The sequence below is a fragment of the Paracoccus sp. NBH48 genome, assembly GCF_015390265.1.
GTDB classification, from domain to species: domain Bacteria; phylum Pseudomonadota; class Alphaproteobacteria; order Rhodobacterales; family Rhodobacteraceae; genus Paracoccus; species Paracoccus marcusii.
Genome location: NZ_VUOJ01000002.1, coordinates 179,093 through 199,096 on the forward strand (window position 1 = coordinate 179,093; position 20,004 = coordinate 199,096).

The following is a 20,004-nucleotide window of genomic DNA, read 5'->3' on the forward strand; positions in this document are numbered from 1 at the left end:
ATGACCGATGCGGCCCTCCGGCTGACCGACAGCCATTGCCACCTGGATTTTCCCGATTTCGACGGCGAACACGCAGCCCTGATCGATCGTGCCCGTGCCGCGGGCGTCGGGCGGATGGTCACGATCTGCACCCGCCTGCGCCAGGAACCCGCCGTGCGCGCCTTGGCCGAGGCCCATGACGGCGTCTTCTACGCCGCCGGCACCCACCCGATGAGCGTCGCGGACGAACCGATGGCCACCGTCGATCAGCTGGTGGCCTTGGCCGATCACCCGAAATTCGTGGCCATCGGCGAGACGGGGCTGGGATTATCACTACACCGCCGAAAGCGCGCAGGCGCAACAGGACAGCCTGCGTATTCATATCGAGGCCGCGCGTCGGACGCGCCTGCCCTTGATCATTCACGCCCGCGACGCCGATGACGACATGGCGCGCATCCTGTCCGAGGAACACCGCGCCGGCGAATATGCCTGCGTCATGCACTGCTTCAGTTCGACCCCCGCCCTGGCGCAGGCGGCGCTGGACCTGGGGTTCTACCTGTCGATGTCGGGCATCGCGGCCTTTCCGCGGTCGTCCGATCTACGCGACATCTTCAAGGCCGCGCCGCTGGACCGCATCCTGGTCGAGACCGACAGCCCCTATCTGGCCCCGCCCCCGCATCGCGGGCGCCGGAACGAACCCGCCTATGTCGCCCATACCGCCGCGGTGGGTGCGGACCTGTTCGGCCTGTCCCTGCCCGATTTCGCCGCCCGGACCGAGGCCAATTTCGAACGCCTGTTCTGGAAGGCCACCCGATGAGCGACACGATCCGCGCCACGATCCTGGGCTGCGGATCGTCCGGCGGGGTGCCGCGCCTTGGCAACCGATGGGGCGCCTGCGACCCGGAAAACCCGCGAAACCGCCGCCGCCGCTGTTCGCTGCTGGTCGAACGCGACGGGCCGGACGGCACCACCCAGGTGTTGATCGACACTGGCCCCGACCTGGTTCCGCAGATGCTGGACGCGGGCGTGGCGACGCTGGACGCCGTGGTCTATACCCATGCCCATGCCGATCATGTCCACGGCATCGACGACCTGCGCCAGCTGGTCTTCAACGCGCGCCGCATCCTGCCGGTCTGGGCCGATCAGCCCACTGCCGAAGCGCTGACGACCCGCTTCGGCTATGTGTTCGAGACGCCCGAGGGCAGTCTCTATCCCCCGATCTGCGCGCTGCATGCGATCGACGGCCCGATCACCATCGACGGCCCCGGCGGCCCAGTGACGCTGACCCCGTTCCGCGTCCAGCACGGAGAGATCACCGCCCTGGGCTTCCGCATCGGCGGTCTGGTCTATCTGCCCGACGTCTCGGACATTCCCGACGCCGCATGGCCGCTCATCGAGGATGCGCCGGTCTTCGTCATCGACGCCCTGCGCCATGAACCCCATCCCAGCCATGCCCACCTGGCCCTGTCGCTGGACTGGATCGCCCGCGCGCGCAGCCCCCGCGCGGTGCTGACGAACATGCATATCGACATGGACTATGCCGCGGTCGCAGCCCAGACCCCGGACCATGTCGAACCCGCCTTCGACGGCATGCAGATCACCGTGCCCGCCGCGACATGACGGCGCTGTTCACGATCATCCTGCCCGTCTTCCTGATCGTGGGCTTCGGCTATCTGGTGGCATGGCGGGGCTGGTTCTCGGCCAGCGGTGTCGACGGGCTGATGAATTTTGCGCAGAACTTCGCGGTCCCCACGCTGCTCTTCGTGTCGATGGCGCGTCTGGACCTGGGCACCGAGTTTCGCGCCCAGCTGCTGATCCCCTTCTATGCCGGCGCCTTCGCGGCCTTTGCGGCGGGTTGGGGGGGCGCCCGGTTCCTGTTCGGCAGGCCGCCGGTGGACTGCGTGGCGATCGGGTTCGTGTGCCTTTTCTCGAACACGCTGCTGCTGGGTGTGCCGATCACGGAACGCGCCTATGGCCCGGATGCGCTGGCCGGGAACTGGGCGATCATCGCGATCCATTCGCCGATGCTCTACACCTTCGGGATCACGGTGATGGAGTTCACCCGCGCCCGCGGCAGTGGCCTGTCGGTCGGGCGCGTGGCCCTGCGTGCGCTGACGGGGGTGCTGCGCACCTCGCTGGTCATCGGCATCATCGCGGGCCTGTCGGTGAACCTGCTGTCGCAAGCGGGGCTGGCCCTGCCGCAGGGGTTCTGGGACGCCGCCGACATGATCGCGCGCGCCGCCCTGCCCGCCGCACTGTTCGGCCTTGGCGGCGTCCTTTATCGCTATCGTCCTGAAGGCGACATGGCGACCATCGCCTTGTGCTGCGCCGCATCGCTGATCCTGCATCCCGCGATCACCTTCGGTACGGCCTGGGCGCTGGATCTCGACCGCGACGGCATGCGCTCGGCCGTGCTGACGGCGTCCATGGCCCCGGGCGTGAACGCCTATCTGTTCGCCAATGTCTACGGCGTGGCCAAGCGTGTCGCAGCCTCCAGCGTGCTGATCGCCACGGCGCTGTCCACGCTGACGATCTGGATGTGGCTGGCGTTGCTGCCCTGAGGCGTCGCGGGGGTCCGGGGGGCCGCAGGCTCCCCGGCGGGGGGTGCGGGGGGCCGGCCCCCCGCCGTCGCGGGACGCAACCTGCCTCAGATCGGTACGCGAAGCGCCCCCAAAGGCTCCTCCAGCGCCCGCTCCTCGTACCCGAAATGCGACCGGATCGCCCGGTCCAGCGCAGCGAACCGCTCCGCACACAGATCAAGCGCCACTGCCCCCCGATCCGCGACAAGCGCCTGTGCCGCCTCGTGCAACGCGCCGATCAACCTGTGGATCACCTCATGCTCGGCCTTGAGCCGCCGGATCACCGGCGCCAGTGCCGACCCCGCCACGCTCCGCAAGGGCCGGAAACATCCACTGCTCCTCGATGTCGTGGTGGTTCTGCAAAAGCGCGCAGTCGCGGCCGCAGGCAGTGCCGAACTGCGCCATGTTGCGCGCCAACGCCGTCCCGGCCACCGCCGGTGCGACCAAGGACGGATCGGCCTGCGCGGCACGGACATGAACCAGCAGCCGCTGCACGCCGTCCAGTTCGGCCCGGTACATGTCATGGATGGCGGCCAGGCGCCGGCCATGTGCGCGCTCGGCCCGCGTGATGGCGGGATAGGACGGGGGCGCAGGACGCGCGCCCTCGTCCTCCAGCTCTTCAGGCGTCATCGGGGCGTGACGCCCCGGATACGCTCGGACCGCCGGCGCAGCAGTTCCACCGTGGTCAGCAGCGCGATCGAGAAGATCACCAGCAGCGTCGCCACCGCCAGGATGGCCGGGCTGATCTGTTCGCGAATGCCGTTCCACATCTGGCGCGGAATGGTCTGCTGATCGGGACCGGCAATGAACAGCACCGCCACGACCTCGTCGAACGACGTGACGAAGGCGAACAAGGCACCCGACACCACGCCAGGCAGGATCAGCGGCATCGTTACCTTGAAGAAGGTCGTCCGCGGATTGGCCCCCAGGCTGGCCGCCGCGCGGTTCAGCGACTGATCGAACCCCACCAGCGTCGCGGTGACGGTGATGATCACGAAGGGAATACCCAGGGTCGCATGGGCCAGGATCACCCCCAGATAGGTTCCCGCCAGCCGCCCGCATTCCGGCGACAGCCCGACAAGCGCCAGCAGTTCGCAGGGGTTCGAGTAGAAGAAGAACATCCCCGTCGCCGTGATGATCAGCGGCACGATCATCGGAGAGATCAGGATCGCCATGATCGCCCGGCGGAACGGCATCTCGGGCCGCGACAGGCCAAGGGCCGCCAGCGTTCCCAGAACCGTCGCCACGATGGTCGAACACACGCCGATGATGATCGAGTTCTTGGCCGCCTGCACCCATTTCGCATTCGCCCAGGCATCCGACCAGAAGGCCCAGCCCGTCGAATCCGGGTTCTGCATCCCGAAGGTCAGCAGGCTGGAATACCACCGCATGCTGTAGCCGTCGGGGTCAAGCGACAGCATCCGGTCGGTGAACGTGAAATAGGGCTCGGCGTTGAATGACAACGGGATGATCACGATGATCGGCGCGATCAGGAACACGAAGATCAGCGCGCAAACCGTTAGGTAGGTATAGTGCCAGACACGCTCCAGCGGGCTTGCATAGGTCGGAACAGCCATTCGCTTACCCCAGTTTCAGGTTGTCGACGCCGACAAGGCGGTCGTAGAGCCAATAGAGGATCAGCACCGACCCCAGCAGCAGGGCCGCCAGCGCCGCCGCCATCGACCAGTTCAGCGTGCCGGTCATGTGCTGTGCGATCATGTTCGAAATCAGCTGCCCCGACGATCCGCCGACCAGCGCGGGCGTGATGTAGTATCCGACCGCCAGGATGAAGACCAGCATCGCCCCCGCCCCCAGGCCCGGCAGGGTCTGCGGAAAATAGACCCGGCGGAACGCGGTCCAGCTTGTCGCGCCCAGGCTGCGCGCCGCACGGACATAGGCGGGGTTGATGGTCCGCATCACCGAATACAGCGGCAGTATCATGAAGGGCAGCAGGATATGCGTCATCGCGATGATCGTGCCAGTCTGGTTATAGATCATCTGCAACCGCTGCCCGCCGCCAATCACGCCCAGCCAGACCAGGATGTCGTTCACCACGCCCTGCTGCTGCAGCAGCACCATCCAGGATGTCGTGCGCACCAGAAGCGACGTCCAGAACGGCAGCAGCACCAGGATCATCAGCAGGTTCGATTGCGCATGGGCAGCGTCGCCAGCAGAATGCGCGATGGGAAAGCCCAGAATGAAGGTCAGGCCGGTGATCACCGCCGACAGCCAGAAGGTGCGCCAGAACAGGGTCAGATAGATCCGCTGCTGTTCCGCGACCTGCTGGATGTTGCCGGCCTCGTCCCGGGTGGCGGTCGACCGCTGCCAGATAGAAGTTCGCCGTGATCGGCGTCGATGCCGATCGCATGACGGACCACAGGCGCGGGTCGCCCCAGTCCTCGTTGATCTCCAGCAGGGCCTGTTGATAGGGCGGCTCCAGCCCGCGACGGACTTGGCGCCCGGTCGCGGTGAACAGCGACCGCGTCCCCCGGCATGTCATAGTTGATCCGCGTGCCCACCACCCCGATGCTGCGCGCATCGGCGCTGGCGATCAGGTCCTGGGCCAATGCGGTCCAGGCCGCCTCGTCGGGCGCGGTGCCGGGCTCCGTCGATGCGAACCAGGCCGAGACCTGCGGCATGTTCGCGGAAAAGCCGTCATTGTGGAACGACCGCGCCAGCATCTGCCCGATCGGCACCACAAAGGTAATCAGGATGAAGGCCAACAGCGGCAGCACCAGCAGAAAGGCCCGCCGTCGCGCCCGGCGCTGGCTGTGCGCCAAAGCGCGGGCCAGCGGCATTCCGTCGGCGGTCGTCAGCGTGCCAGACCCCACACCGGATGCGGTGGTGGCGATGGCGGCATGTGGATCAAGTGCGGCGTCGGCCATGTCGTCCCCCGGGCAGTCAGGTCCGCCGCCCCCGGATGCGGGGGCGGCAGGGTGTCAGTTTCACGACGCGGCCAGCCAGCTGTTGAAGCGTTCGGTCAGTTCCGCGGAATGGTCCGCCCAGAATTCCGGATCGTCCGTCACCGCATTGGCCAGCGCCTCGGGACTGGTCGGCATGTGCGGCGCCATCTCGGTCACGCCGTCCTGGTACAGCCCGACCAGTTCGTTCGACGATTTCCGCGCCGGGCCATAGGCGATGTATTTTGCCTGATCGGCCAGACGCTGCGTGTCGGTCGCGAATTTCAGGTATTCCATCGCCGCGTCCGGGTTGGGCGCATCGATCGGGATCACGAACATGTCCATGTCCAGGTACTGGCCGTCCCAGATGATCTCGAAGGGCTGCTTTTCGGCCACCATCGCGTCAAAGGCGCGACCGTTATAGACGGTGGTCATGCTGACCTCTCCGTCGGCCAGAAGCTGCACGGGCTGGGCGCCGGCCTCCCACCAGACGGTGTCGGCCTTGATCGTGTCCAGCTTGGCAAAGGCGCGGTCCACGCCCTCGGGGGTGGACAGCACGTCATAGACCTCGGCCGCGGGCACGCCGTCGGCGATCAGCGCCAGATACAGGGTGCGCTTGGGGTTCTTGGGCAGGCCGCGCTTGCCCGGGAAGGTCTCGGTGTCGAAGAAATCGGCCGCCGTGCTGGGGGTCTCCCCCTCGAACTTGGTCGTGTTGAACGAGATGACCGTGCCCCAGACGATGTTGGCGACCGCGCAATCCTGCAGCGCGCCGGGTACGAAATCATCTGCCGCAGCCGTGCCGTCGGGCGCACTGGGCAGGTCGGCGGGGTCGATCTCGACCAGCGCACCCTCGTCGCACAGGCGGATCGCGTCGCTGACCTCGACGTCGAAGACATCGCCCGTGACGTTGCCGGCCTCGACCTGCGCGCGCAGCGGCGTCGCGGGGTTGTCGGCGGCGATCATGTTGACGGTGATGCCGGTCTCAGCGGTGAAGGGCTTGTTATAGGCCTCGACCTGGCTGACCTCGTAGGCGCCGCCCCAGGACACGACGTTGACCTCTTGCGCCATCGCGCCGAAGGCCACGCCGCACAGGGCGGTCGAAAGGATCAGGGTGGATTTCACGTTGGTTCTCCCGGTTGGTTGGTCTCGGGCATTTTCGCCCGTTGTCATTGGCCCCGTTGGCGGGGCGCAGACCGGGCGGGACGAATCCCTCCCGATCCGAACTGGATCAGCTGGCCAGCCAGCTGTTGAAACGCTCGATCAGTTCGGCGTCGCGGTCGACCCAGAAATCCAGGTCCGATGCCAGCGCCCCGGCCATGTTCGCATCGAAGGTGGGCAGGTTGGGACCCATCGGCTCCTCGGTGCCCTCGATGTTGCCGACCATCGCGGCGGCGGACCGGCGCGGCGGACCATAGCTGATAAATTCGGCGGCGCGGGCCTGGGGCGCGGGCGCTGTGGTCCAGGCCACGAATTCCATCGCCTGCTCCACGTTCGGCGCGCCCTTCGGCACGACCCAGCCCTCCATCTCATAGATCTGGGCGTCCCAGATGATCTCGAAGGGCTGGCCGTCGGCCTGCGCCGCGTTGAAGATCCGGCCGTTGAAGGCATAGGCCATGCTGACCTCGCCATCGGCAAGCAGCTGCGGGGGCTGGGCGCCTGCCTCCCACCAGATCACCTCGGACTTGATCGTGTCCAGCTTGGCAAAGGCGCGGTCCACGCCCTCCGGGGTGGACAGCACGTCATAGACCTCGGCGGCGGGCACGCCATCGGCCATCAGCGCCAGCTCAAGGTTGAACTTGGCGCCCTTGCGCATGGTCCGCTTGCCCGGAAACGCTTCCAGATCGAAGAAATCGGCAGGGGTCGCGGGCTTGGCCTCCGGGAAGGCGGTCTCGTTGAACGCCAGGACCATCGAATAGACGTCGGTCGCCACAAAGCATTCGGTCACCGCGCCATCGATGAAATCGTCGGCCGCCGCCGTTCCGTCCTCGGCCGGCAGCAGGATGGCGGGGTCGATCATCTCCAGCGCGCCTTCGTCGCACAGGCGCACCGCATCGGCATATTCGACCGACGCGACATCGACGCTGACATTGCCTGCCTCGACCTGCGCCTTGATCGGGGTCGCGGGGTTGTCGGCGTCCGACATGACGACATTGATGCCCGTTTCCGCCGTGAACGGCTTGGCATAGGCCTCCAGGTGGCTGTTACCATAGGCGCCGCCCCAGGACAGCAGGTTCACATCGGCCAGGGCCGGCCCGGCGACGAGGCCCATCGCGGTGCTGAGTGCAAGAAAACGCTTCATCGAAGTCTCCGGTTGGGAAAAGGGATCAGATCGGGTCCAGCGCGCGGGCATCCTGGGGATGCCAGCCGATGCGGATGACCTGGCCGGGGTCCAGACGGGTCTGGCCGATCGTGTTGCGCATCTTCATGACGAAATTGTCGCTGCCGGCGACCTTCAGCCGGGCGCGCAGGATGTCGCCCATATAGATGACCTCCATCACCCGCGCCTCGATCGTGTGGGCGCCCTGGGACATCATCTCGGGCTTGAACTCGACCCGTTCGGGGCGGATCGACACGGTCGTGCGCTGACCCCTCTCGCGGATGTTCACGGCGGTGGCGTCGATCACCCCGCCCCCGTCCAGCCGCACCAGCGCCTTGTCTCCGTCCAGCTGCTCGATCGTGCCGGCCAGGGCGTTGTTCTCTCCGATGAAGCTTGCGACGAAGCTGTTCTCGGGACGCTCGTAGAGATCGGACGGCGGGGCCAGCTGCTGGATGCGCCCGTCGTTGAAGACCGCGATGCGGTCCGACATGGTCAGGGCCTCGCCCTGGTCATGGGTCACATAGACGACGGTGATTCCAAGTTTCTCGTGCAGGTGCTTGATCTCGAACTGCATATGCTCGCGAAGCTGCTTGTCCAAGGCGCCAAGCGGCTCGTCCATCAGCACCAGTTCGGGGTCGAACACCAGGGCGCGGGCCAGGGCGATCCGCTGTTGCTGCCCGCCGGACAGCTGCGCCGGACGCCGGTTCGCGAACTTGCCCATCTGCACCATGTCCAGCGCGCGGGCGATGCGCGTCTGGCGTTCGTCCTTGCCCATCCCGCGGACCTCCAGCGGAAAGGACAGGTTCTCTCCGACGGTCATGTGCGGGAACAGGGCATAGTTCTGGAACACCATGCCGATCCCGCGCTTGTGCGGCGGCACCTGGTTGATCGGACGCCCGCCAAGACGGATCTCTCCGTTCGTCGCGGTCTCGAAGCCCGCCAGCATCATCAGGCAGGTGGTCTTGCCGGAACCGGACGGCCCCAGCATCGTCAGAAATTCACCCCGTCCGATCGACAGATTCAAGTCTTTGACGACAAGTGTCTGTCCATCATAGCTTTTTTGCACATGCTCGAAGGCGACGAATGCGTCGCCGTGGCGGTCGTCCAGCAAAAGCGCTCTCCCTGTTATGTCGTTGGTTATTCAGCGCAAGGATCAGGTTAAGCGTCGCCCTGCCCGACTGGCAATATCAATTGCGACATTCCATGCCCCGAACGCGTCGCGCCCGAAACCCCGCAAGGGAGCTTCGGGCGCGAGGGCCATGTGGATTGCAGAGCGTGCAGGGCCCACTGCCTGTTTGTCAGGCAGTTGCTTGGCCCCGCGGGCAGTTGCCGGTCAGGCGGGCCGCTTGGGTCCCTTGCGATGCGCCTTGGGGGCACCCGCCTTGTCGCCGGCGGGCCTGGACTTGGCCCAGGCCGGCTTGGGGCCCTTGCCAGCGTCGGCCGACGACTTCTTCTTCCACGATTTCACGGCCGCATGCGGTCCGGTCTCGCGCGGTTCGGCGGGGGCATCATCGGGCAGCCAGCCGCCGCGGGCGGACTTGACGCGGGCGTGGTGACCCTCGTCCGACGCGGCGTGCTTGGCACGGGGCGCGGGCTTGCGACCCTCGGAACGGTTGTCGGTGCGCGGGGCGCGGGGCGCCCGCTCGATCGGCGCGTCGAGGTCGGGGGCGCCGTCCATGCGGCGCATGGTGACCTCCGGGGTGATCTCGATGAAATCGCCGAACTTGGCGGCGACTTCCGACGCGATCTGGATATAGGACAGGTCCTGCTTGACGCGGATTGCGCCGATGCTGTCGCGGGTGATCCCGCCCGCATCGCAGACCTTGGGCAGCAGCCAGCGCGCCTCGGCCCGACCGGAATGACCGACCGACAGCGTGAACCAGACAGACGGGCCGAACTCGCGCTGCGCACGGGGAGCCATCGGTGCAGGGGGCGCATGCGCCTCGGACAATTCCTCGGCGGCAGGGCGGCCTTCGCGCCACAGGCGCAGGAAGGCGGCGGCGACCTGTTCGGCGCTGAACTGCTCCAGCAGCTGCGCGGCCAAGGCGGCGTCGTCGCCCACGGGTTCGTGCAGGCCGGGATGGTCCAGCATGCGCTGATCATCGCGCGCCCGCACCTCGTCCGCGGTCGGCGCGTCCAGCCATTCGGCCGAGACCTTGGCGTTCTGCAGCAGGCGCTGTGCCCGACGATAATCGGCCGACGGCACGATCAGCGCGGACACGCCCTTGGAGCCCGCACGCCCGGTGCGGCCCGACCGGTGCAGCATCGTGTCGGGGTTGGTTGGCAGGTCCGCGTGGATCACCAGCTCCAGCCCCGGCAGGTCGATGCCGCGCGCGGCCACGTCGGTGGCGATGCAGACGCGGGCGCGCCCGTCACGCAGCGCCTGCAACGCATGGGTCCGCTCCTGCTGGGACAGCTCGCCCGACAGGGCCACGCATTTGAAGCCCCGGTTCGACATCCGCGCCAGCAGGTGGTTCACGTTGGCCCGCGTCTTGCAGAAGACGATGGCGGTCTGCGCCTCGTGGATGCGCAGCAGGTTGAAGATCGCGGGCTCGCGGTCGCGCGCGGTCACGGTATAGGCGCGATAGGCGATGTCGCCGTGCTGGCGCGCCTCGCCCATGGCGGCGATGCGCAGGGCGTCGCGCTGGAAATCGCGGGCCAGCTTCTCGATTGCCGACGGCACCGTGGCCGAGAACATCAGCGTGCGGCGCTCGACCGGGGCGGCGCCCAGGATGAACTCCAGGTCCTCGCGGAAGCCCAGGTCCAGCATCTCGTCGGCCTCGTCCAGGACGGCCGCGCGCAGGTCCGACAGGTCCAGGCTGCCGCGGTCGATATGGTCGCGCAGGCGGCCGGGCGTGCCGACCACGATCTGCGCGCCGCGCTGCAGGGCGCGCTTTTCGTTGCGATAGTCCATGCCACCGACGCAGGTGGCGATCTGCGCGCCGGTGCCGGCATAAAGCCATTCCAGCTCGCGCGCGACCTGCAGCGCCAGTTCGCGCGTGGGCGCGATGGCCAGGGCCAGCGGCAGCTCGCCCGCGATGATGCGGTCGCCGTCCAGAAGGTCCGCGCCCATCGCCAAGCCAAAGGCCACGGTCTTGCCCGACCCGGTCTGGGCCGAGACCAGCACGTCGCGGCCCGCGGCCTCGGGCGCCAGCACCGCCGACTGCACGGCAGTCAACGTCTCATAGCCCTTGTCGGCCAACGCCGCCTGAAGCGGCGCGGGGAAATTCAGTTCAGTCATGTGATTCGCCAAAATGCGGGGGCCGTGAGCGACCCGATGAGCGGCACCTATCGTCGCTGCGACCGGCCCACCCTGCACCCGCCGCCCCGGACTAGCAGGGCCAAAGGCGGTTCCCTACGCGGTTTGGATCGCAAAGTCCACGCCCAATCAGGGGGTGTTCGACGCGGCCTCCTGGCGGGCCGCGATCTCGCGCCGCATGGCGCGCCTGACCTCGGCCGACCGCCAGCGCTGGCGGTCGATGTCGTCCTCAAGCTCGGGCTTGGGGACCGGCACAGGATGGCCGCGTTCGTCGACCGCGACCATGGTGAAATAGCAGGAATTGGTATGCCTGCGGGTGCCGCGGCGGATGTTCTCGGCCTCGACCCGGATGCCGACCTCCATCGAGGTGCGGCCGGTATGGTTCACCCGCGCGCGAAAGGTCACCAGCTCTCCCACGTGGATGGCCTCCTTGAAGGTCACCTGGTCGACGGACAGGGTCACCGCATATTCTCCCGACCAGCGCGACGCGCAGGCATAGGCCACCCGGTCCAGGCAGGCCAAAAGCGCGCCGCCATGCACCTTGCCGCTGAAATTCGCCATGTCCGGCGACATCAGCACCGTCATCTCCAGCCCGCGCCTGTCCATCTGTCCCCCGTCCGCTGCCCCGCCATCCTGCGACAATCGCGCGGGCGCGAAAAGCCCCCCTTGCGCCCCGCGCCCGCCGCGCCTAGCCTTGGGGGGCAAACCGTTGGGGTGTCCCGTCACAGGGGCTGAGAGGCGACAGCCAACCCATCGAACCTGATCCGGGTCATACCGGCGGAGGGAACGGTGCAGATATCGGCGCGGCCGTCGGCCCGCCCTGTGTCCCCACCCCTTTGCCCGGTCACGACCCGCCACATTACGGGGGACGACGTGACAGCACCCATTGCCCTGACCATCGCCGGGTCCGATTCGGGCGGCGGCGCCGGCATTCAGGCGGATCTGAAGACCTTTTCGGCCCTTGGCTGCTATGGCGCCAGCGTCGTGACCGCGCTGACGGCGCAGAACACCCGCACCGTGGCCTTGGTCGAACCGGCCAGCCCCGCGATGATCGCGGGGCAGATGCGTGCCGTTCTGGACGATCTGGACGTCCGGGCGGTCAAGCTGGGCATGCTGGGCGGGGCCCAGGCCATCGCCACGGTGGCGGGTGGTCTGGACGGCTGCGACCTGCCCATCGTGCTGGACCCGGTGATGGTGGCGAAATCGGGCGACCGCCTGCTGCCGCCCGATGCCATCGACGCGCTGCGTGCCCTGTTAGGCTGCGCGACGCTGCTGACCCCGAACCTGCCCGAGGCCGCCTGCCTGCTGGGTTGTGCCCCGGCCACCACCCCGGCCCAGATGGCCGAACAGGGTGCTGCGCTGCGCGCCATGGGCGCGGGGGCCGTGCTGATGAAGGGTGGGCATGGCGAGGGCGCGATCTGCACCGACCTTCTGGTGACCGCGCAGGGGGCGACGCCCTTCAGCGCCCGACGCCTGTCCACCCGCAACACGCATGGCACCGGCTGCACGCTGTCGGCGGCCATCGCCGCAGGCCTGGCACACGGCCTGCCGCTGGAGCAGGCGGTGGGGGTCGCACACCGCTATCTGCAACGCGCGATCGCGGCGGCGGACGATCTGTGCGTGGGGTCGGGGCACGGGCCGGTGCATCATTTCCATGCGGTCTGGTCGCATGGCTGATGTCACCATCATCGGCGCGGGCGTGGCCGGGCTGTTCGCGGCCCATGTGCTGGTGCAGCGCGGGCTGACCCCGCGCATCCTGGACCGCAAAGGCGCGCCCGGCCCACACGGCTGCTCATGGTGGGCCGGCGGCATGCTGGCCCCGCAGTGCGAGGGCGTGACCGCCGACCCCGTGATCACCCGCCTTGGCGCAGAAGCCGCCGATGCCTGGTCCGCAATCACGCCCGTTACGCGGCGCGGCACGCTGGTCCTGGCGCTGGACCGCGACCGGGCGGAGCTGGCCCGCTTTGCCCGCCGTGCCACGGCGCATCACCCCTGCGACAGCGCCGATCTGGAACCAGACCTGCAGCCCCGGCCCGGCCTGATCTTTCCAACCGAGGCGCATCTGGACCCCCGACATGCCTTGGCGGATCTGGCCGCGTGGCTGGCCGCGCGCGGCATCGGCATCGAATGCGCGACCGCCGAACCCGGCGACGTCGCAGGCCCGGTGATCGATGCCCGCGGACTGTCCGCTGCCCTGCCCGACCTCCGCGGCGTGCGCGGCGAGATGGTCGTCCTGCACGCGCCCGACATCGCCCTGACGCGGCCGGTCCGCCTGCTGCATCCGCGTCATCCGCTGTACATCGTGCCGCGTGCGGGCGGCCTGTTCATGCTGGGCGCGACCCAGATCGAAAGCGCATCCCGTGCGCGCCCCACCGCCCGGTCGGTGCTGGAACTGCTGTCGGCGGCCTATGCGCTGGATCCCCGCTTTGCAGAGAGCGCCATCGTCGAGATGGGCGCCGATCTGCGCCCGGCATTTCCGGACAACATCCCGCGCGTGACCGTCCGAGGGCGGGTGCTGCACCTGAACGGGCTGTTCCGTCACGGATACCTGATGGCCCCCGCGCTGGCGCGCCAGGCGGCCGATTACATGATCACCGAAACCAAGGGAGAACTGGTCCATGAGGATTGAGGTCAACGGAACCCCCGCGACATCGCCGCCACCACCGTGGCCGACGCGCTGTCCGAACTGGGCTGGGGCGAGGCCCGCGTGGCCACGGCGCTGAACGGTGATTTCCTGCCCGCCGCGTCCCGCCCGACGCAGGCGCTGCGCGACGGTGACCGGCTGGAGGTCCTGGCACCCATGCAGGGAGGATAGGCGATGCGCGATTTCTATGGCGTCACCATGCCCAACGCGCTGATGCTGGGCACCGCCCAATACCCGTCCCCGTCAGTCCTGCAGGGGGCGTTCCGCGCCAGCGGTGCGGGCGTGGCCACCGTGTCGCTGCGCCGCGAGGCCGGCCAGGGCCAGGCCTTCTGGTCGCTGGTCCGAGACATGGGCGTGCGCGTCCTGCCCAACACCGCCGGCTGTCACAGCGCGCGAGAGGCCGTGACCACCGCCCGAATGGCGCGCGAAGTCTTTCAAACCGACTGGATCAAGCTGGAGGTGATCGGCCATGCCGACACCCTGCAGCCCGACCCCTTTGGCCTGCTCGAGGCCGCGACGACGCTCTGCGCCGAGGGGTTCCAGGTGTTCCCCTATACGACCGAGGATCAGGTTCTGGCCGCCCGCCTGCTGGATGCGGGGTGCCGGGTGCTGATGCCCTGGGGCGCGCCCATCGGGTCTGGCCTTGGGCTGAACAATCGCCACGGGCTGCGCATGCTGCGTGCGGCCTTTCCCGACGTGCCGATGGTGATCGACGCGGGCCTTGGCCTGCCCAGCCATGCGGCGGAGGCGATGGAGATGGGGTTCGACGCGGTCCTTCTGAACAGCGCGGTGGCGCAGGCGGGCGACCCGGTCGCGATGGCCCGCGCCTTTGCGCTGGCCGTGCAGGCGGGTGCCTTGGCGCGCGACGCCGATCCCATGGGGGTGCGCGACATGGGTGCGCCCTCTACCCCCCTGATCGGGAGGGCCTGGCTGTGACGCTGCCGCGCTTCTATCCGATCTTCGATGATGCCGCGTGGCTGGACCGCGTTCTGCCCCTGGGCGTCCGGCTGGTCCAGCTGCGGCTGAAGGACCGCGACCCCGCCGATATCCTCGACCAGATCGACCGCGGGCTGCGCCTGGCGCGCGCACATGGCGCGACGCTGGTCGTCAACGACCACTGGCAGGCTGCGATCGATTTGGGCGCCGGCTGGCTGCACCTGGGGCAGGAGGACCTGGACGACGCCGACCTGCCCGCGATCCGCCGCGCCGGGCTGCGGCTTGGCGTCTCGACCCATGACCGGGCGGAACTGGACCGTGCGCTGGCGCTGGCGCCCGATTACGTGGCCCTTGGGCCCGTCTGGCCGACGATCCTGAAAAAGCTGCGCTGGCATGAACAGGGCTTGGACCGCGTCACCGAATGGAAGGCGCTGGTGGGCGACATTCCGTTGGTCGCGATCGGCGGGCTGACCCCCGATCGCGGTGCGCAGGCGCTGGCGGCGGGGGCGGACATCGTATCGGCCGTGACCGACATCACGCTGAACCCCGACCCCGAGGCGCGGATCGTCGACTGGCTGGCGGTGACGGCATGAACCGCTATGCCCGCCAGATGGTGCTTCCGGGCATCGGCGCCCCGGGACAGGATCGGCTGGCGCAGGCCCACGTGCTGGTCGTGGGCGCGGGCGGGCTAGGCTGCCCCGCGCTGCAATACCTGGCCGCCGCGGGAGTGGGTCGGATCACGCTGGTCGATCCCGACCGCGTGGAGGAGACGAACCTGCACCGCCAGCCCCTGTACCGCATGGACCAGGTCGGCCGCTCCAAGGCCCAGGCCGCGGCGGCCGCATTGGCGGTGCTGAACCCCGACTGTCAGGTGGTGCCGCGCGTGGAATGGCTGACCCCGGCCAATGCGGGCGATCTGGTGCAGGCAGCCGACGTGACGCTGGATTGCGCCGACAGCTTTGCGGTCAGCCTGACGCTGTCGGATGCCTGCATGGCGGCGGGCAGGCCGATGATCACCGCCTCCGCGCTGGGCCTGTCGGGCTATGCCGCGGGCTGCTGCGGCGGGGCGCCCAGCCTGCGCGCGATCTTTCCCGATCTGCCCGCGCAGGCCGCCAGCTGTGCCAGCGCGGGCGTGCTGGGCCCCGTCGTCGGCATGATCGGCGCGCTGCAGGCGCAGATGGCGCTGGCGGTGCTGCTGGGCCTGGACCCTTGGCCCTTGGGGCGGCTGATCAGCTGGGACGCAGGCGGCTGGCGGATGGGCGGCTTCCGCTTCGACACCGCGCCCGAACCCGCCGATGCCCTGCCCTTCATCGCCCACGCCCAGATCGCCCCCGGCGATCTGCTGATCGACCTGCGGACCGAGGCCGCGCCCATCGCCGGCGCCCGCCACCTGCCCCCCGGCCGCATCGCGCATCTGGACCCCGGCCCCGCCCCGCGGGTGGTGCTGGCCTGTCGCACCGGCCTGCGCGCGCACAATGCCGGCCGGATCCTGCAATCACGCTGGCCGGGGCGCATCGCCCTGCTGGCCCTGACCGATGACGACCTGAAAGGACGCCCATGAAGACGCTGACCCTGGCGCTGGCCGTGCTGGCCCTGCCCGCCCATGCGGAAACCCGCTTGACGGTGATGCTGGACTGGTTCGTGAACCCCGACCACGCGCCCATCGTGCTGGCTCAGGAACTGGGCTATTTCGCGGATGCCGGCCTGGCGGTTCAGACCGTGGCCCCGTCCGACCCCAACGATCCGCCGCGCATGGTCGCCGCGGGGCGCGTCGATCTGGCCGTCAGCTATCAGCCGCAGCTGCACCTGTCGCGTCATCAAGGCTTACCGGTGACCCGCGTCGGCACGCTGGTGGAAACGCCGCTGACCTGTCTGGTTGTGCTGGCCGACAGCGGCATCGCGACGCCCGCCGACCTGTCCGGCCGCAAGGTCGGCTTTGCCGTGGCAGGCGTCCAGGAGGTGATGCTGGACGCCATGCTGGCCGATGGCGGGCTGGACCCCGACGATGTCGAGCGCATCAACATCGGCTGGTCAATCGCGCCTGCGCTGATGTCGGGACAGGTGGACGGCGTCATCGGCGCCTTCCGCAACTTCGAGCTGAACCAGCTGCGGCTGGAGGGGTTCGAGGGCCGTTGCCTGAACCCCGAGGATCACGGCATCCCGGCCTATGACGAGCTGATCTATCTGGCCGATCCCGCCCGCATGGACCGCGCCGCCGTCGCGGCCTTTCTGGAGGCCACGGAACGTGCGACAGCCTTCATCAAGAACGACCCCGACGCGGCATGGCGGATCTTCGCGGAGACCGCCGCCGAACTGCGCACCCCCCTGAACGAGGCCGCGTGGGCCGACACCTGGCCCCGCTTTGCCGGGCGCCCCGCGGCGCTGGACGCGGGCCGCTATCTGCGGTTCGAGGCGTTCCTGGCCGATCGGGGCGCCACGCCGGGCGGACAGTCGCTGTCCGATCTGGCCATCGACGTGACCGCACCATGAGCGCGCCCGATTACGGCCGCGCCTTCGCGCTGTGGCGGGACGCGGCGGGGCATCATTGGGATGCCTATGTGGACCATGCCTTCGTCCGGCAGCTGGCGGCGGGCAGCCTGCCCCGCGACAGCTTCCTGCACTATCTGCGGCAGGATTACGTCTTCCTTCTGCATTTCGCGCGGTCCTGGGCGCTGGTCTTTGCCAAGTCGGACCGCATGTCCGAGATGGCGCTGGCCTCCTCCATCGCCCACGGGTTGCTGCACGGAGAGATGCCGCTGCATGTCGCGATCTGCGGCCGCGAGGGCATCACCGAGGCGATGCTGCAGGACACCCCGGAATCACCCGCGAACATGGCCTATACGCGCTTTGTCCAGGCCACGGGCTATGCGGGCGACATGCTGGACCTGCTGGCGGCGCTGGCGCCCTGCGTCTTCGGCTATGGCCAGATCGGGCTGGCGCATGCGGACAGCGGCGGCCCTTATGGCGAATGGACCGCGACCTATGGCGGCGCCGACTATCAGCGCGTCTGCCATGATGTCGGCGCGCTGATCGACGCGGCGCTGGAGGCGCGATTGGGCCCCGACTGGCCCGCCCTGCCCCGCGCGCGGACGCTGGCGCGCCATTTCACACAGGCCACGCAGCTGGAGGTCGGGTTCTGGCAGATGGGGCTGGACCGGACATGATCGGCATCACGGGCGATCTGATCCTGGACGGGCGGGTGCTGCTGCCGGATCTGGTGCTGGACTGTCCCCCGGGGCGCTGGACGGCGCTGATGGGGCCGTCCGGGGTGGGCAAGTCGACCTTGGGCCGGATCGTGGCGGGCCTGCCCGTGGCCGCGCGTCTGGCCGGGACCGTCGATGTCGCGGGTCCGGTCACGCTGATGGGGCAGCAGGATCAGCTGCTGCCTTGGGCCGATGCGCTGGCCAATGTCACCATCGGCGCGCGGCTGCGCGGGCAGGCGCCCGACCGCGCCCGCGCCCGCGCCCTGCTGGCCGATCTGGGCCTGGCGGGTCTGGAGGCGCGCCGCCCCGCGCAATTGTCGGGCGGCCAGCGTCAGCGCGTGGCCCTGGCCCGCACCCTGATCGAGGATCGCCCGGTGGTCGTCCTGGACGAGCCCTTCTCGGCGCTGGACGCCGCCACGCGGGCGCAGATGCAGGACCTGGCGGCGCGGCACCTGGCCGGGCGCACGGTGATCCTGATCACCCATGACCCGCTGGAGGCGGCGCGTCTCTGTCACGCCGCCGTCCTGCTGGATGCCCGGGGAACCCGCCCGCTGGCCCTGCCCGCGACGCCCACGCCGCGCGCGCTGGACGATCCGCAGGTTCTGGCGGCCCAGGCCGCGCTGTTCCGCAGCCTGATGCCATGCGCGGCCTGATCGCGGTCCTGGTCGCGCTGTCGGTCTGGCAGGGCGTGGTCTGGGCCAGCGGCGTGCCGCCCTTCATCCTGCCCGGACCTGCGCGGGTGGCCCACGCGCTGATGGATCACGCCGCGATGCTGGCGGTAAATGCGCGCTTTACGCTGGCCAATCTGGCGGCGGGGCTGGCCCTGGGGGTGGCGCTTGGGGTCGGGACGGCGGTCAATCTGGCGCTGTCGCCCGCGGCGCGGTGGCTGCTGCGGCCGATGCTGATCGCGGCGCAGGCGGTGCCGGTCTTTGCGCTGGCCCCGATCCTGACGCTGTGGCTGGGCTACGGCGCGCCCAGCAAGGTCGTCATGGTGGCGCTGGTGGTCTATTTCCCGGTGGCGTCGGTGCTGTTCGACGCGCTGATGCGCCCGCCCGCGGCGCTGGACGACCTGGCGCGGTCGATGGGCGCAAGGCCCCTGCGGCGGTTGACGCTGATCCAGCTGCCTGCCGCCCTGCCCGCGCTTGGGTCGGGGCTGCGGCTGGCGGCGGTGCAGGCGCCGCTGGCGGTGATCGTGGGCGAATGGGTCGGCTCCAGCCGGGGCCTGGGCCATGTGATGCTGATGGCGAACGGGCGGGGTCAGACCGACCTGATGTTCGCGGCGCTGGCCGTGCTGACGGCGATGGGACTGGCGCTGTTCGCCGCGGCGGGCGCGGTCCAGCGTCTGACGGAAAAGGGCCGCCCCGAAGGACGGCCCCGAAGCCTTACCACGAGGTGATGACGGCCCCGTCGTATTTCTCGTCGATGAAGGCCTTGACCTCGGGCGACTGGTACGCCTCGACCAGGGTCTTGACCCAGGGCTCGGCCTCGCGGCCCTGCTGGACGACCAGGATGTTCACATAGGGGCTGTCGGCCTTTTCCATGGCGATCGCATCCTCGCGCGGGGACAGGCCCGAGGCCAGCGCATAGTTGGTATTGATCACCGCAATGTCGGCATCGGCCAGCGCGCGGGGCAGCTGCGCCGCGTCCAGCTCCAGGAACTGCAGACCCTTGGGGTTGTCGCTGACATCCAGCGGGCTGGGCACCAGGCCCGTGCCCTCGGCCAGGGTGATCAGGCCCAGATCCTGCAGGATCAGCAGTGCACGGCCACCATTGGTCGGATCGTTCGGGATCGCGACCTGCGCGCCCTCGGGCAGGTCGGCGATGTCCTCGACCCTGTCGGAATAGATCCCCATCGGCGTGGTGATGGTGGTGCCGACCTCGACCAGCTCAAAGCCGCGGTCCTTCATCTGGTTCTCCAGATAGGGACGGTGCTGAAAGCTGTTGGCATCCAGATCGCCATCCGCCAGCGCTTGGTTCGGCACGACGTAGTCGGAGAACTCGATGACCTCGATGGTCAGCCCCAGGGGTTCGGCGACCTCGGCCACCTTCTCCATGATCTCGCCATGTTCGCCGGGGGACACGCCGACCTTGATGTCTTCGGCCATGGCGACGGAGGCCATGGCGGCGGAGGACAGGGCGATGGCGGATACGAAGGTTGTCAGACGCAGCATGGGATTCGTCCTTTCT

At 68.9% G+C, this 20,004-nt stretch carries 21 protein-coding genes, 2 pseudogenes and 1 riboswitch; of the genes and pseudogenes, 13 read left to right on the top strand and 10 right to left on the bottom strand.

Translation table 11 applies throughout. The features are described from left to right. The 3 genes and pseudogenes from F1642_RS04355 to F1642_RS04365 all read left to right on the top strand — a co-directional run bounded on the left by F1642_RS04355 (nt 1) and on the right by F1642_RS04365 (nt 2,540). Nucleotides 1-796, top strand: a pseudogene (locus F1642_RS04355) (TatD family hydrolase). Beyond that, on the top strand, nt 793-1,599 hold the full coding sequence (locus tag F1642_RS04360; RefSeq protein WP_194885566.1) for an MBL fold metallo-hydrolase: 807 nt from the start codon (nt 793-795) through the stop codon (nt 1,597-1,599). The pseudogene F1642_RS04355 and the gene F1642_RS04360 overlap by 4 nt, the downstream one beginning before the upstream one ends. Beyond that, nucleotides 1,596-2,540 carry an AEC family transporter gene (locus F1642_RS04365; protein ID WP_194885567.1) on the top strand — a complete coding sequence of 315 codons (945 nt, stop codon included), beginning with the start codon at nt 1,596-1,598 and terminating at the stop codon, nt 2,538-2,540. The genes F1642_RS04360 and F1642_RS04365 overlap by 4 nt, the downstream gene beginning before the upstream one ends. 86 nt (nt 2,541-2,626) lie before the next feature. Here the strand turns inward: F1642_RS04365 and F1642_RS04370 are convergent, their stop codons facing one another. The 9 genes and pseudogenes from F1642_RS04370 to F1642_RS04410 all read right to left on the bottom strand — a co-directional run bounded on the left by F1642_RS04370 (nt 2,627) and on the right by F1642_RS04410 (nt 11,640). Further along, nucleotides 2,627-2,812: a hypothetical protein gene (locus tag F1642_RS04370; RefSeq protein WP_194885568.1), complete on the bottom strand. Its 186-nt coding sequence runs from the start codon at nt 2,810-2,812 to the stop codon at nt 2,627-2,629. 1 nt (nt 2,813) lies between these two features. After that, nucleotides 2,814-3,188 (bottom strand): hypothetical protein, encoded by a 375-nt coding sequence (locus tag F1642_RS04375; RefSeq protein WP_194885569.1) that lies wholly within the window; start codon nt 3,186-3,188, stop codon nt 2,814-2,816. After that, entirely contained in the window at nt 3,185-4,135 is a 951-nt protein-coding gene (locus F1642_RS04380; RefSeq protein ID WP_045981301.1) for an ABC transporter permease, read from the bottom strand. Before F1642_RS04380 ends, F1642_RS04375 begins: the two co-directional genes overlap by 4 nt. 4 nt (nt 4,136-4,139) lie before the next feature. Further along, a pseudogene (locus F1642_RS04385) lies at nt 4,140-5,443 on the bottom strand (ABC transporter permease). A gap of 60 nt (nt 5,444-5,503) precedes the next feature. Then, on the bottom strand, nt 5,504-6,580 hold the full coding sequence (locus F1642_RS04390; protein WP_370582774.1) for an ABC transporter substrate-binding protein: 1,077 nt from the start codon (nt 6,578-6,580) through the stop codon (nt 5,504-5,506). A 106-nt stretch (nt 6,581-6,686) separates the two neighbouring features. After that, nucleotides 6,687-7,757 (bottom strand): ABC transporter substrate-binding protein, encoded by a 1,071-nt coding sequence (locus F1642_RS04395; protein WP_194885571.1) that lies wholly within the window; start codon nt 7,755-7,757, stop codon nt 6,687-6,689. 25 nt (nt 7,758-7,782) lie between these two features. After that, a complete protein-coding gene (locus F1642_RS04400) occupies nt 7,783-8,886 on the bottom strand; it encodes an ABC transporter ATP-binding protein (RefSeq protein ID WP_194885572.1) in 1,104 nt (367 codons plus the stop codon). 222 nt (nt 8,887-9,108) lie between these two features. After that, the gene (locus F1642_RS04405; RefSeq protein WP_194885573.1) at nt 9,109-11,016 is read right to left on the bottom strand and encodes a DEAD/DEAH box helicase; all 1,908 of its coding nucleotides are present in this window, start codon (nt 11,014-11,016) and stop codon (nt 9,109-9,111) included. A 147-nt stretch (nt 11,017-11,163) separates the two neighbouring features. Next, nucleotides 11,164-11,640, bottom strand: coding sequence for an acyl-CoA thioesterase (locus F1642_RS04410; protein WP_127898689.1), 477 nt, complete (start codon nt 11,638-11,640; stop codon nt 11,164-11,166). A gap of 94 nt (nt 11,641-11,734) precedes the next feature. Next, nucleotides 11,735-11,837, top strand: a riboswitch (TPP riboswitch). 70 nt (nt 11,838-11,907) lie between these two features. Between F1642_RS04410 and thiD the strand changes: the two genes are divergently transcribed. The 10 genes from thiD to F1642_RS04460 are packed head-to-tail and all read left to right on the top strand — an operon-like array spanning nt 11,908 to nt 19,213. Then, nucleotides 11,908-12,711: a bifunctional hydroxymethylpyrimidine kinase/phosphomethylpyrimidine kinase gene (thiD, locus tag F1642_RS04415; RefSeq protein WP_194885574.1), complete on the top strand. Its 804-nt coding sequence runs from the start codon at nt 11,908-11,910 to the stop codon at nt 12,709-12,711. Next, a complete protein-coding gene (locus tag F1642_RS04420; RefSeq protein ID WP_194885575.1) occupies nt 12,704-13,663 on the top strand; it encodes an FAD-dependent oxidoreductase in 960 nt (319 codons plus the stop codon). Before thiD ends, F1642_RS04420 begins: the two co-directional genes overlap by 8 nt. A 36-nt stretch (nt 13,664-13,699) precedes the next feature. After that, complete coding sequence (gene thiS, locus F1642_RS04425; RefSeq protein ID WP_370582775.1) at nt 13,700-13,849, top strand: sulfur carrier protein ThiS; 150 nt, start codon at nt 13,700-13,702, stop codon at nt 13,847-13,849. Between the two features lie 3 nt (nt 13,850-13,852). Beyond that, nucleotides 13,853-14,614, top strand: coding sequence for a thiazole synthase (locus F1642_RS04430; RefSeq protein ID WP_194885576.1), 762 nt, complete (start codon nt 13,853-13,855; stop codon nt 14,612-14,614). Further along, nucleotides 14,611-15,207, top strand: coding sequence for a thiamine phosphate synthase (locus tag F1642_RS04435; protein WP_194885577.1), 597 nt, complete (start codon nt 14,611-14,613; stop codon nt 15,205-15,207). Before F1642_RS04430 ends, F1642_RS04435 begins: the two co-directional genes overlap by 4 nt. Beyond that, nucleotides 15,204-16,175, top strand: coding sequence for a HesA/MoeB/ThiF family protein (locus F1642_RS04440; protein WP_194885578.1), 972 nt, complete (start codon nt 15,204-15,206; stop codon nt 16,173-16,175). Before F1642_RS04435 ends, F1642_RS04440 begins: the two co-directional genes overlap by 4 nt. After that, nucleotides 16,172-17,104 (top strand): ABC transporter substrate-binding protein, encoded by a 933-nt coding sequence (locus F1642_RS04445; protein WP_194885579.1) that lies wholly within the window; start codon nt 16,172-16,174, stop codon nt 17,102-17,104. Before F1642_RS04440 ends, F1642_RS04445 begins: the two co-directional genes overlap by 4 nt. Next, complete coding sequence (locus F1642_RS04450; RefSeq protein ID WP_194885580.1) at nt 17,101-17,778, top strand: TenA family protein; 678 nt, start codon at nt 17,101-17,103, stop codon at nt 17,776-17,778. Before F1642_RS04445 ends, F1642_RS04450 begins: the two co-directional genes overlap by 4 nt. Beyond that, the gene (locus F1642_RS04455) at nt 17,775-18,470 is read left to right on the top strand and encodes an ATP-binding cassette domain-containing protein (RefSeq protein ID WP_194885581.1); all 696 of its coding nucleotides are present in this window, start codon (nt 17,775-17,777) and stop codon (nt 18,468-18,470) included. The genes F1642_RS04450 and F1642_RS04455 overlap by 4 nt, the downstream gene beginning before the upstream one ends. Next, entirely contained in the window at nt 18,458-19,213 is a 756-nt protein-coding gene (locus F1642_RS04460; RefSeq protein ID WP_194885582.1) for an ABC transporter permease, read from the top strand. Before F1642_RS04455 ends, F1642_RS04460 begins: the two co-directional genes overlap by 13 nt. Here F1642_RS04460 and F1642_RS04465 read toward each other — a convergent pair. Beyond that, nucleotides 19,200-19,988, bottom strand: a complete 789-nt coding sequence (locus F1642_RS04465; protein ID WP_194885583.1) for a MetQ/NlpA family ABC transporter substrate-binding protein — start codon at nt 19,986-19,988, stop codon at nt 19,200-19,202. The two genes, F1642_RS04460 and F1642_RS04465, sit on opposite strands and share 14 nt — an antisense overlap. Nucleotides 19,989-20,004: the final 16 nt, after the last annotated feature.